Genomic DNA, 12,531 nt, shown 5'->3' with positions numbered 1-12,531 from the left:
TCAAACTCTGTCAGGAAAGCTGACCCGGTATTTCTGATAATTAGTCATCAAAAAATTTCTTTGTTCATCTATAAACAGCTTGTTGTTCTCGACTGTATTGATGTATGAGTCATAAACAGCGAATCCGTATACGGAGGGAACAAACATCAGCCATGATGGATTCAGAATGTTTGTTGCCTGCTCAATTTCTCCCAAAAACAGAAAATGAACAGCGAGAAGACACTTGGAATAATAAACGAAAACAACCGTCCAGATCAGGGCGAAAAATCCGGTAATAAGGCGGTGTATATACAGCTGCCCGGTCCCAGGCATGAGAAAGGACCAGACGACAGCCATTCGGGGATTGCGCTTGTCTAAATAGTTGATTTCCATGGCTCCGATTGTAAAGGTGTTAAAGGGTGCGTTTTCACGTTCGGCAAGCAGATAGACCCGGTTGGAATCGACTGTTGTGCGGTAGCTGTCCCAGATGGCAAATATGTAGACGGGAATATATAAGAGGGTCCACCGGTAATCAAGGGCTTCGCGCGCTTTATCAATTTCTCCGCAGAACGAATAAACCATCGCGATGTTCAAATGAGACTGCATATTAATAAAGACTTCCCATACGAAAAGGAGCAGCCCCCTGAAGTATTTGGACAGAAGGAGATGGCCGAATCCGGGAAAAGCCGCGGACCACCATGCAATAATGTATGGGTTTCTTAAGTGGAATTGAGTTGTCCCAAACATGCTCAAATGAGCTTTATACCGCCTGTGCTGATTGGATCCAGTGAAATTTTCCATCTTCTACGCTGCTTTCTTGGTTAGTTATACTTGAGTACTATCATCTCCTTATTTATGGAATACATGCAGGAAGGCAGAGGGCTTATATTTATTCTTTTCTGGAGATATCTGTATAATAGATGATGAGTATGCATGATGGGGGAAAAAACAATGAAAGAACAAGGATACGGAGACAGACTGCGGCTTTTTTATGAACTGATACGCGACACAAAACCGTCGAAAGCGAGAATGGCTGCTGCAGGCATTCTAAGTGTTATTTCCACGCTTGCCGGTCTTGTTATTCCGCTTTTTACAAAAAATCTGATTGACGATTTCAGTTTTGAGAGCATTGGAGCCTTCCATATTTTGCTCTTGTTATCAGCCTTTGTCGCACAGGCGATTACGAGCGGCATTTCCATATATCTTTTGAATTATGTCGGACAGCATGTGGTTGCAAAGCTTAGAGAACGTTTATGGAAGAAGCATATTCATCTTCCGGTTTCATTTTACGATCAGCATAAGACAGGTGAAATGATCAGCCGGATGACAAATGATACAGCCATTTTAAAAGGGCTGATTACAGATCACATCACCAATTTTTTTACAGGCATCATCGCCATAATCGGCTCGTTCGGCATTTTGCTTTACCTTGACTGGCAGATGACGCTGATTATGCTTGCCCTGATTCCTCTCTCAATCTTGATTCTGCTTCCGCTTGGAAGAAAAATGTACAAGGTTTCAAAAGGGCTTCAGGATGAAACAGCACGGTTTACTTCTCTGTTAAGTGAAGTGCTGTCCCATGTGCGCCTCGTGAAATCATCGAACGCTGAAACGAAAGAATATGAATCAGGTAAAGAGGGAGCTTTCCGCCTGTTTACCTTCGGCCTCTCAGAAGCAAAAATTCATGCACTGATCGGACCGCTGATTTCTTTTGTCATTATGTCGCTGTTAGTCATTATCCTTGGATACGGCGGACTCAGAGTGCAGTCCGGCGCCATCTCATCCGGAGATCTCGTCGCGTTTATTCTCTACTTGTTTCAGATTGTCATCCCGATGACTCAGTTTACGGCGTTTTTTACTCAGCTTCAAAAAGCAATGGGAGCTTCAGAGCGCATGATTGAGATCCTTGGGGAAGAAGAAGAAAGCTTGTCTGCGGGAAAAGAAGTAAAGAGCATTGCAAAACCGATCATCTTTCAGGAGGTTGATTTTGCCTATAAGAATGACGCGATCTTGACCAAAGTGTCGCTGGAAATTGAACCGGGAAAAACGACGGCTATTGTAGGTCCGAGCGGAAGCGGCAAAACAACGTTATTTTCATTGATGGAACGCTACTACAAGCCAACCGGCGGAGCAATCATCCTTGGAGAAAATCGAATTGAAGAGTTTTCCCTTCAGTCATGGAGAGAGCAAATCGGGTATGTTCCGCAGGAAAGTCCCATTACATCAGGGACGGTCAAAGAAAACATTTGCTACGGATTAACCCGTGAGCCGAAAGACGAGGAAATCATCCGGGCTGCTGAAATGGCGTATGCCCACCAGTTTATTGAAGAATTTCCCGAAGGTTATCATACACAGGTCGGAGAGAGAGGCGTCAAGCTCTCCGGCGGACAGCGGCAGCGGATCGGAATTGCAAGAGCACTGCTGCGCGATCCGAAGCTCCTGCTCCTTGACGAAGCAACATCAAGCCTTGACAGCCACTCAGAAATCATCGTTCAAAAAGCACTGGGCAATTTGATGATGGGCAGAACAACGCTTGTTATTGCCCACAGACTGTCAACGGTTATTGATGCTGATAAAATCATCTTTTTGGACAAAGGAAAAGTGACCGGTTCGGGAACACATGAACAATTGCTCGAATCGCATGCGATGTACAGAGAGTTTGCCGTTCAGCAGCTGAAGCTTCAGAATATAGGATTAAATGGAACTGTCTGAGAGATCGGACAGTTTTTTTGATTGGTTTTGACCGCATTTAAAAATATAATGAACATTTCTGGTTGTTTTTGAATGTTTTTGATTGATTTTTGAAAGGGCTTACGTTACTATTAGGTCATAAAGTTGAAACAGATGGAGGGGCGCTATGATTACACAAGAACGGCACCGCTTGATCCTGTCGGTTTTGCAGGAAAAGCAAGTAGCGACTATACAGGAGCTGGTAGATGCAACAGATTCTTCAGAATCAACCATCAGACGAGATTTAAGCCAGCTTCAGAAAGAAAAAAAGCTTAAGCGTGTTCATGGGGGAGCATCTCTTCTCCATCAAAAGGGCGAAGAACTCAGTGTAAGCGAAAAAGCCCTTAGACATTCGGAAGAAAAAGAGCGGATTGCCAAAGCAGCCGCGGCGATTGTGAAGAACGGCGACAGTATTTATATAGACGCGGGAACGACGACAATGCAGATGATTCCCTACTTGAAGGATAAAGAGATAACGGTTGTGACAAATGGCGTTTCCCATCTCGAACCGCTCCTTGAACAGGGCATTCCGACTTTCCTGACAGGAGGAATGGTTAAGCCTAAGACAAGGGCATTAATTGGCAGTGAAGCTCAGAAAGGGTTAAGTTCGTACCGTTTTGATAAGTGTTTCATGGGTGTGAACGGCATTCACCCCGAAGCGGGATTTACGACTCCAGACCCGGAAGAAGCTGCAATGAAGAGGCTTGCTGTTTCTCTGTCTCAGGAGGCATATGTACTTGCAGATGAGTCGAAGTTCAATGAATGGTCTTTTGCAAAAATTGCAGACCTCAGTGAGGCTGTTATTCTCACAAATGAACTTGAAGAAGATGCAGCTTATGAATATATGGAAAAAACAGTGATAAAGGTTGTGACACCATGATATATACATGTACGCTGAATCCCTCCATCGATTACGTGATAGGGGTCGATGATTTTAAGGAAGATCAAATTAACCGCACGAAAAACGAGAATATGTTTCCGGGCGGAAAAGGCATCAACGTATCAAGGATGCTAAAGCGCCAGGGTGCAGACAGCACGGCCATCGGTTTTACCGCAGGATTTACCGGCGATTTTATCGAGAACTTCCTGGCTGAAGAAAAAATCACAAGTGATTTTATCCGTGCAGATGGATATTCAAGAATAAATATTAAACTCAAATCCAGTGCTGAAACGGAAATAAACGGGCAGGGGCCGGAAATCGCAGAAACCCAAAAGCTGCAGCTGCTGAAGAAAATATCTGCCTTGCAGGAGGGCGATATTCTTGTCCTTGCAGGAAGCATACCAAAAAGTCTTGGAGAAGATTTTTACAGAGAGGCAGCCCGAATTGCCCGGGATGCCGGTGCAAAAACGGTGATAGATGCCTTTGGAAATGCATTAAAGAACACGTTCAGCATGAAACCGTTTCTGATCAAGCCGAATCATCATGAGCTTGGAGAATTGTTCGGGACTGACATACACAGTGCAGATGAGGCTGTAAAATACGGTCGCATGCTTCTTGATGAGGGTGTTCAGAATGTCATTGTTTCCATGGCGGGAGACGGTGCTGTATTTATCAATCAGGAATCGGCGTTCATTGCAAACGTTCCAGCTGGAGAGATCAAAAACTCTGTAGGAGCCGGAGATTCTGTGGTAGCTGGATTCCTTGCAGGATATACGATGCACGGCGATGTGAAAAAAGCATTCCGTCAGGGAGTTGCAGCCGGCAGTGCTACTGCCTTTTCAGAGGATCTGGCAGAAAGGGAACTTGTCCGGCAATTAATTGAAAAGATAACAGTCAGAGAGATATAAAGAGGGAAAGGGGAAGAAACAATGAAAATTACAGATTTATTGACACGGGATACAATCATTCTGGATTTGCGCGCCGGCACAAAATCGGCAGTGATAGATGAATTAATTGAGATTCTTCACAACTCTGGAAAGCTTAAAGATAAAGAAGGGTATAAAAAAGCAATTCTCGCCAGAGAGGAACAAAGTACAACAGGAATCGGCGAAGGAATTGCCATTCCTCACGCCAAGACGAATGCAGTGGCAGAACCGGCTATCGCCTTTGGCCGTTCCAGGCAGGGAGCAGACTATGAATCTCTCGACGGTCAGCCTGCCCATTTGTTCTTTATGATTGCTGCTTCTGAGGGCGCAAATAACGAGCATTTGCAAACGCTTTCCAGACTGTCCGGCTTTCTGATGGATCCTGCTTTTAAAAAGAAGCTTGAGGATGCAGGGACAGAAGATGAAATCTTGAGCGCAATCAATGAAAAAGAAAAGGAAATGGAAGAGGAGGAAGCTTCAGAACCGGCTGCTTCAGGAAAAATGATTCTTGCCGTAACTGCCTGCCCGACAGGAATTGCCCACACGTACATGGCAGCAGATGCTCTCAAAGCGAAAGCAAAAGAAATGAATGTTCCTATCAAAGTAGAAACAAACGGTTCAGGCGGAATAAAAAATGCTCTGACAGAGGAAGAAATCGCAGAAGCTGCCGCTATTATTGTCGCTGCCGACAAACAGGTGGAGATGGACCGGTTTGCAGGCAAGCATGTAATACAGGTTCCTGTCGCACAGGGTATCCGCAAGCCGCAGGAGCTCATTCAAAAAGCTCTTGACCAGGATGCTCCAATTTTCAAAGCAAGCGGAGAACCACAAAAAAAATCTGCAGAAGGCAAGTCCGGCAGATCCGGTTTTTACAAGCATTTGATGAGCGGTGTTTCCAACATGCTGCCGTTTGTAGTCGGAGGCGGGATTTTAATAGCCCTTTCGTTCGTTTTTGGCATCAATGCGGCTGACCCGAAAGATCCTTCCTATCATCCGATTGCAGAGGCGCTCAGCACGATTGGCGGAGGCAATGCCTTTTATCTCATGATTCCTGTTCTTGCAGGATTCATCGCGATGAGTATTGCCGACAGGCCGGGATTTGCACCTGGTATGGTCGGCGGCCTGATGGCGGCAACTGGCGGGGCAGGGTTCCTTGGAGGCCTCATTGCCGGATTTCTTGCAGGTTATCTTGTTGTCGGATTAAAAAAGGCGTTCAACGGCTTGCCTGCTTCACTTGAAGGAATAAAACCGGTCCTGCTGTATCCGCTGTTTGGCATCCTTTTGACCGGACTAATTATGATGTTTGTTGTTGTTGAGCCGGTCAAGGCCATTAATGACGGGCTGACTGTCTGGTTGAAAGGCATGGGAACAGGCAACCTCGTATTGCTTGGACTGATACTCGGCGGCATGATGGCAGTTGATATGGGAGGTCCGATCAACAAAGCGGCCTTCACCTTTGGAATCGCCATGATCGATGCCGGCAACTTTGCTCCCCATGCTGCTATAATGGCAGGTGGAATGGTGCCCCCGCTTGGTCTTGCCCTTTCTACGACTTTCTTTAAAAAGAAGTTTACAAAAGCTGAAAGAGAAGCCGGGAAAACAAATTATGTAATGGGAGCAACTTTTATTACAGAAGGAGCGATCCCGTTTGCAGCCTCAGATCCTGCCAGAGTCATTCCGGCAGCTGTCATTGGTTCGGCTGCTGCAGGAGCACTGACAATGATCTTCGGCATCGGACTTCGTGCCCCGCACGGAGGAGCATTTGTCATACCGATTGTAGACGGAAATCCATTGCTTTACATCGCAGCTATTTTAACAGGATCCGTCATCACGGCGGTTATGGTAGGGATCCTCAAGAAAGACGCAAAAGAATAATCCTGAAACGGACGCTGAACGAATCGGCGCCCGTTTTTTTACACACCGGCCCTTTTTCTGGTACAATGCATTCACCAACAATTCATGGAGGAATGCGATTATGTCTGACATTATCTATTACGATTTCTGGTATTTAAAATCAGAAGAAATCAATCTTGACGGCTCTGATACCGGGGCCATTGCTTATGAAGTGGGCATCAATGTATTTGCAGATGAAGACTTTACTCATCTTCTGGATGATGTCCGAATCTCCGGTCTCGGTAAAGAAGAGATGCTTGCTTTTGATCTTCAGAATGCTGAAAAGCTGTGTTCAAAACTTGAAGAAGAAGGCCTTCACAGCGTGGCAAGTGATATCAGATCTTCAGGTTTTTATTTTGTCATGGGCGAAAAAGTAACGGTGTAATTCAGAGAGGCTGGAATTGACTGAGTCTGGTCATTCGCGATATAATAAAGGCAACATCATATCTATTCCTTAAAGGGGAGTAGCTTTAACAGCAAAGTCGTCATTACGGGACCGTTTCCCCGGCTTTGCTGGCAGCATCCGCTGTTAGCGAGACCTTTGCCGATTTATTGGTGAAGTCTCTTTTAAAAAAAGACGCTCGGCCAATTTATCGGCCGCAGCGTCTTTTTTGCATTTACAGATGGATGGAATACCTGGTGTATAAAAGAAGGGAGCGGTTTAAATGAAATGGATGATGAAACTTATGGCTCTGTTAACCGTCGTATTACTAAGCGGATGTTCTTTTCTCCAGGAGGTTAATTCAACGCTTGAGTACGCCAATGAGGCAAAAGATTACATGAACGAGGCAGCAGCATTTGCTGAAGAGGCGCCTGCGCTTGCTGAAAAAGCCGCCGGAAACGCTCAGGCAAGAGAGGATTTGCAGCAAAGCCTGCTTGATATGAAAGAAGAAATTCAAACCTTTAAAGAGATTGAGGCACCTGGTGCAGCTCAGGATGCTCATAGTCAGCTCATAACGTACAGTGAATCACTCGAAAGCGGCATTGATTCAGCTCTGCAGCAGCTGGAGAACGGAGAATACAAACTTCAGATGCTGGAAGATTCAGAAATGATGAGGAATATTAATGAAATGAAGCAGATTCTGGATCAGATCGAGCAGCTTGGATCGTAATAGAATTGTATCCCGCAATGATCGCACTTTGTAAAAGACGTTTAAAACGATTGGAGGTTTTCCTATGACAGTCTGGAGCAAGCTCGCTGACAGCGTGAAAATCGGCGGCAGAGGAACGAGAGCAAGGCTTTTGGACCACGATCCGTCCCTGACGTTCATTGGAGCAGGCAGGAGTGCATTCGTCTTTAAGCTCAGCGGCGAAGAAAAAGCGTTAAAAGTGTTCTTTCCTGATTTTACTCATGTCGCACAGGAGGAAGCTGAAATTTACAAGACTCTTCAAGGAATAAAATACTATCCTTCTTTGTATGAAGCAGGTGAAAACTTTCTGGTCATCGACTACATTGAAGGGAGCACCCTGTTTGAATGTGTCAGCAGCGGAATTTCCATTACAGACGAACACATTGCAGAAGTGGACAGTGCCCTTTTATCTGCAAAAATGAGAGGATTAAATCCTTCCGATATTCACCTCCGCAACATTTTCATTACGTCAGACGGCAGCATCATGATGATTGATGTTGCCAGGTTTCGCCAAAAGAAAGACTGTACACAGTGGAATGACCTGAAAACCGCTTTTCACAAATATTACAGAAAAGCATATTTCCCTAAAAGAATTCCTGCAGCTTTAATGAATGTCATTGCTGCACTTTATAAAAAGAAGCTGATTCCATTAGCTCCATAAAAAAAGAGAGATCTCAGGAAATAGAGGCCTCTCTTGTTTTTTTGTTATTTTATTTGGAAATAATAAGAAATGCTCTCTTTTAAATCTGATAAAGCAGAATCCTGGCTGAAGTTTGCAAGCATCCCCTGAATAACGGCAGTTCTCGGTTCCGGTTCCTGTATTTCCGCCTCAAGAACTTCCAGTGTCACAAGCAAATCTCCTGAAACTTTTAGTTTGTAGTGGGAAATAGCCTGGAGCAGATCATCTTTGCTGATACCCGAGCATGGGGAAAAAAGAGTCAGTTCATCTCCCGAAAGAATAGGCTTTTCGTCTGAACGGATCAGTCCTGAAACCATATCATCGATCCGGTTTACAAGAAAAACAGAGAGTGCTTCAAAATCTAGCTCCGCTTTATCGAAAATAATGTACTTCAAATAGGAATGGATCATCCCCTGCAGGATTGCCGTCATATCCCAGATGAATGGATTTATGGAGTCTCCGTAAATAGAAGCCAGTCCATTTTTAACAAGGAGACTTGCTTCAGCATTCATTTTCTGAATAAATGCTGCGACAGACGGATTGTTCGGCACGGCATTTTCACGCATCTGCATAATGATGAAATCTTTATGTTTATTAATTTCACTGAACTGGCAGGATAATTGCTTAATCAAGAGTGCGCGGGGTTCAAGATTTTCTTCTCGGACAGACTGCATTTTTGAATGGATGAGCTCAAAATGATACTTGAACGTCTCAAGCAAAAGAGCGTCCTTGGATTTAAAGTAAAGGTAGAAAGCCCCTTTTGAAATACCGCATTCATTGACGATATCCTGAATGGAAGTTGAGGTTACACCCTTTTTGGCAAAAAGGCTCATCGCCGCTTCAATGATCCGTTTTTCTTTTTCCTTCATTCGCTGATTCTCCTTACACGTGCATTGGCCGTCTTCTGTTCTCACCATAATGTTCCTGAAGTACAGCTGATTTATGACTGAATGTTCACATTTACATAAAATTCATACTGGAACAAGCTTATTATAATTGACTGCAAACGACTGGTCATTTATATTATTAATTATTATGACCAGTCAGTCAATAAACTTTAAAAAAATCATCTCCGGAGGATCACATGAATTCCATCATTAATTTTGTCCTGAAGAACAAATTTGCTGTATGGCTGCTGACCATTATTGTGACAGTGGCAGGACTCTACTCAGGCATAAACATGAAGCTTGAGACAATCCCGAACATTACAACTCCCATTGTAACCGTGACAACGGTTTATCCTGGAGCTACTCCTGAAGAAGTTGCTGAAAAAGTAACAGAACCGATTGAACAGGCAGTCCAGAATCTTGGCGGAGTAAACGTAGTAAGCTCCACATCCTTCCAGAACGCCTCATCCATTCAAATTGAATATGAGTTTGAAAAGGATATGGATAAAGCTGAAGAAGAAGTGAAAAGCACTGTAGCAGACTTGTCTTTTCCTGAAGGAGTCAATGAATCGGATATTTCAAGACTCAGCATTAACGCATTTCCTATTCTTGCATTAAGCATTTCAGAGGACGGGGAGTCACTCAGCGAGTTAACCACACTCGTGGAGGATGACATCGTCCCTTCTTTGAAGGGTCTTGACGGCGTTTCTTCTGTTCAAGTATCCGGCCAGCAGGTAGAAGAAGTTCAGTTCACCTTTAAAGAAGATAAACTTGAAGAATACAATTTGGATCAGGAAACGGTCCAGAATATCATTAAAGGCGCAGATGTAAACTTCCCGCTTGGGCTTTATACGTTTGGCGAGAAAGAGCAGTCCGTTGTCGTTGATGGAAATATCGTAACAATAGATGATCTTAAAAACCTTGAAATTCCTGTCACGCCTAAAGGAGCAGATGCCGGCATGCAGCAGGCAGCACCTGGTGCAGGACAGAACCCTGGTGCAGGACAGAACCCTGGTGCACAGGCACCTGCTGAAGGAGCGCCTCCTGCAGGACAGACTCAGACAGCACCTGGAGCACAGGCTCCTCAGGCTGCCGAGCTGCCGACAGTAAAACTTTCAGAGATTGCAGACATTCAATCAGTCGGGAAGGCCGAATCGATTTCCCGCACAAACGGCAAAGAAGCAATCGGTATTCAGGTTGTTAAATCTGCTGACGCAAACACAGTTGATGTAGCAAATGCTGTTAAAAAAGAACTTAAAACATATGAAAAGGAATATAAAAACCTTGATGTGCAGACGACTCTTGACCAGGCAGAGCCGATCGAGGAATCCGTAAGCACGATGCTGAGCAAAGCGGCATTTGGAGCAATATTTGCCGTCATTATTATCCTTTTGTTCCTGAGGGATATAAAATCAACGCTAATCTCGGTTGTATCAATTCCTCTTTCGTTATTGATCGCCGTTCTCTTACTGAAACAAATGGACATAACGTTAAACATTATGACACTTGGAGCGATGACGGTTGCCATCGGGCGTGTAGTCGATGACTCGATCGTCGTTATTGAGAATATCTACCGCAGAATGTCTCTGCAGGGTGAAAAACTAAAAGGCATGGCCCTTGTAAGAGAAGCAACGAAAGAAATGTTTGTTCCGATTATGTCTTCAACAATCGTAACAATCGCGGTGTTCCTTCCGCTTGCACTTGTAAATGGAGTCATCGGAGAATTATTCCTTCCATTTGCACTAACGATTGTCTTTGCACTGCTTGCCTCTCTTGTTGTAGCAGTCACAATCGTGCCGATGCTTGCACACAGTTTCTTTAAGAAAGGACTGTACGGAGAGACTGCTAAAAAGCATGATGAACACAAGCCGGGCAAAATGACGGCTGTCTATAGAAGTATTTTGAACTGGACATTGAATCATAAGTGGATCACATCCATTCTTGCCGTCCTGCTGCTTGTCGGAAGTTTGTTCCTGGTGCCTGTCATCGGTGTCAGCTTCCTGCCATCTGAAGAACAGAAGCTTGTTTATGCGACGTATAAACCTGCACCTGGCGAAACAGAAGAACAGGTTGAAGAAGTGGTCACAAACGCAGAAAGCATGCTGCTTGACCGTAAAAACGTTTCGCTGGTCCAATACTCGCTTGGAAGCGAAAACCCGATGAATCCGGGTGACACGAACAGTGCGATATTCTTCATTGAATATGAAGACGACACAGAAAACTTCGAAAAAGAAAAAGAGAAAGTCATTGAAGATCTTCAGGCAGACGCAGAACAAGGCGAGTGGGCTGCACAGGATTTCACTCAAAGCGCCGGAAGCAATGAAGTTCAGTTCTTCGTGTATGGCAACGAACTGAAAGACATTGAACCGACTGTCGGAGAGATTGAAAAGATCATGAAGGACAATGGCAGCTTTAAAAACGTAAGTTCAAGTCTTGCTGAAACATACGATGAGTTCACTCTTGTCGCAAACCAGGAGGAACTCGGCAAGTTTGGGCTGACTGCCGGTCAAATCGGCATGGAACTAATGCCTCAGCGCGACCGTCCGGTTCTTACTCAGGTTGAAAAAGACGGGGAAGACATCAACGTCTATCTGCAGACAGAAAAAGAAACATTCGAAGATGTAGACGACATGACGGAAAAAACCATTATGTCCCCACTGGGTCAAGAAGTGAAAATTGGAGATGTTGTCTCAGTTGAAGAGGGGAAAACCTCTGATACAGTGACACGCCGCGACGGACGAATTTACGTTCAGGTTTCCGGAGAACTGACAACTGATGATGTGGCAAAAGCATCGGGTGAAGTACAGAAGGAAGTGGATAAACTCTCCTTGCCAACAGGCGCTGATATCGACACAGGCGGGGTAACAGAAGATATTCAGGAATCCTTTACTCAGCTTGGCCTGGCGATGCTTGCAGCTGTTGCCATCGTATATCTTGTGCTTGTCATTACGTTTGGGGGAGGACTTGCGCCGTTCGCGATCCTGTTCTCTCTTCCGTTTACAGTAATCGGAGCTCTAGTTGGACTTTGGATTGCAGGAGAAACGATCAGCATCAACTCCATGATCGGAGCTCTAATGCTGATAGGGATTGTTGTAACGAATGCAATCGTGCTGATTGACCGCGTTATTCACAAAGAACGTGAGGGACTTTCAACAAGAGAAGCACTGCTTGAAGCAGGAACAACACGTCTGCGCCCGATTCTGATGACCGCCATCGCTACGATCGGAGCGCTGATCCCTCTTGCCATCGGCATTGAAGGCGGAAGCGGCATTATTTCAAAAGGACTTGGAGTAACGGTTATCGGCGGACTGACAAGTTCAACGCTTCTTACTCTCATCATCGTACCGATCGTTTATGAAATCATGAGCAAATTCAAGCGTAAAAAACCAGCAATCGCTGAAGAAGATTAAGCGGTACGCAAGGCACC

10 protein-coding genes are annotated in these 12,531 nt (G+C 44.8%); 8 read left to right on the top strand and 2 right to left on the bottom strand.

Translation table 11 applies throughout. The features are described from left to right. Positions 1-780: a hypothetical protein gene (locus JOJ89_RS17235; protein ID WP_029283936.1), complete on the bottom strand. Its 780-nt coding sequence runs from the start codon at positions 778-780 to the stop codon at positions 1-3. A 150-nt stretch (positions 781-930) separates the two neighbouring features. Here JOJ89_RS17235 and JOJ89_RS17230 point away from each other — a divergent pair, with 150 nt between their 5' ends. From JOJ89_RS17230 to JOJ89_RS17200, 7 genes are all read left to right on the top strand, one after another. Then, the gene (locus tag JOJ89_RS17230; RefSeq protein WP_203288618.1) at positions 931-2,691 is read left to right on the top strand and encodes an ABC transporter ATP-binding protein; all 1,761 of its coding nucleotides are present in this window, start codon (positions 931-933) and stop codon (positions 2,689-2,691) included. A gap of 145 nt (positions 2,692-2,836) precedes the next feature. Then, positions 2,837-3,589 carry a DeoR/GlpR family DNA-binding transcription regulator gene (locus tag JOJ89_RS17225; RefSeq protein ID WP_029566155.1) on the top strand — a complete coding sequence of 251 codons (753 nt, stop codon included), beginning with the start codon at positions 2,837-2,839 and terminating at the stop codon, positions 3,587-3,589. Next, a complete protein-coding gene (pfkB, locus tag JOJ89_RS17220; protein ID WP_203288616.1) occupies positions 3,586-4,497 on the top strand; it encodes a 1-phosphofructokinase in 912 nt (303 codons plus the stop codon). The genes JOJ89_RS17225 and pfkB overlap by 4 nt, the downstream gene beginning before the upstream one ends. A 21-nt stretch (positions 4,498-4,518) precedes the next feature. After that, positions 4,519-6,390 carry a PTS fructose transporter subunit IIABC gene (locus JOJ89_RS17215; RefSeq protein ID WP_203288614.1) on the top strand — a complete coding sequence of 624 codons (1,872 nt, stop codon included), beginning with the start codon at positions 4,519-4,521 and terminating at the stop codon, positions 6,388-6,390. A 100-nt stretch (positions 6,391-6,490) separates the two neighbouring features. Beyond that, the gene (locus JOJ89_RS17210) at positions 6,491-6,793 is read left to right on the top strand and encodes a hypothetical protein (RefSeq protein ID WP_029566152.1); all 303 of its coding nucleotides are present in this window, start codon (positions 6,491-6,493) and stop codon (positions 6,791-6,793) included. A 280-nt stretch (positions 6,794-7,073) separates the two neighbouring features. Continuing rightward, positions 7,074-7,520, top strand: coding sequence for a DUF6376 family protein (locus JOJ89_RS17205; protein ID WP_051827367.1), 447 nt, complete (start codon positions 7,074-7,076; stop codon positions 7,518-7,520). A 64-nt stretch (positions 7,521-7,584) separates the two neighbouring features. Continuing rightward, on the top strand, positions 7,585-8,199 hold the full coding sequence (locus JOJ89_RS17200) for a serine/threonine protein kinase (protein ID WP_029566150.1): 615 nt from the start codon (positions 7,585-7,587) through the stop codon (positions 8,197-8,199). A gap of 44 nt (positions 8,200-8,243) precedes the next feature. Here JOJ89_RS17200 and JOJ89_RS17195 read toward each other — a convergent pair whose 3' ends face one another. Continuing rightward, positions 8,244-9,086, bottom strand: coding sequence for a TetR/AcrR family transcriptional regulator (locus JOJ89_RS17195; RefSeq protein WP_029566149.1), 843 nt, complete (start codon positions 9,084-9,086; stop codon positions 8,244-8,246). Between the two features lie 215 nt (positions 9,087-9,301). On the opposite strand from JOJ89_RS17195, the gene JOJ89_RS17190 reads away from it, so the two are divergent. Beyond that, entirely contained in the window at positions 9,302-12,514 is a 3,213-nt protein-coding gene (locus tag JOJ89_RS17190; RefSeq protein WP_029566148.1) for an efflux RND transporter permease subunit, read from the top strand. Positions 12,515-12,531: the final 17 nt, after the last annotated feature.

The organism is Metabacillus sp. cB07, from assembly GCF_016839225.1.
In the GTDB taxonomy this organism is placed as follows: Bacteria; Bacillota; Bacilli; order Bacillales; family Bacillaceae; genus Bacillus_P; species Bacillus_P indicus.
Note: the sequence above shows the minus strand (reverse complement) of the source record. Positions and strands in the feature narration are given on the sequence as shown.

Bases quoted from the DNA above. Each gene is read 5' to 3' on its own strand.
- JOJ89_RS17235 (WP_029283936.1), bottom strand. From the start codon at position 780: ATGGAAAATTTCACTGGATCCAATCAGCACAGGCGGTATAAAGCTCAT.
- JOJ89_RS17230 (WP_203288618.1), top strand. From the start codon at position 931: ATGAAAGAACAAGGATACGGAGACAGACTGCGGCTTTTTTATGAACTG.
- JOJ89_RS17225 (WP_029566155.1), top strand. From the start codon at position 2,837: ATGATTACACAAGAACGGCACCGCTTGATCCTGTCGGTTTTGCAGGAA.
- pfkB (WP_203288616.1), top strand. From the start codon at position 3,586: ATGATATATACATGTACGCTGAATCCCTCCATCGATTACGTGATAGGG.
- JOJ89_RS17215 (WP_203288614.1), top strand. From the start codon at position 4,519: ATGAAAATTACAGATTTATTGACACGGGATACAATCATTCTGGATTTG.
- JOJ89_RS17210 (WP_029566152.1), top strand. From the start codon at position 6,491: ATGTCTGACATTATCTATTACGATTTCTGGTATTTAAAATCAGAAGAA.
- JOJ89_RS17205 (WP_051827367.1), top strand. From the start codon at position 7,074: ATGAAATGGATGATGAAACTTATGGCTCTGTTAACCGTCGTATTACTA.
- JOJ89_RS17200 (WP_029566150.1), top strand. From the start codon at position 7,585: ATGACAGTCTGGAGCAAGCTCGCTGACAGCGTGAAAATCGGCGGCAGA.
- JOJ89_RS17195 (WP_029566149.1), bottom strand. From the start codon at position 9,086: ATGAAGGAAAAAGAAAAACGGATCATTGAAGCGGCGATGAGCCTTTTT.
- JOJ89_RS17190 (WP_029566148.1), top strand. From the start codon at position 9,302: ATGAATTCCATCATTAATTTTGTCCTGAAGAACAAATTTGCTGTATGG.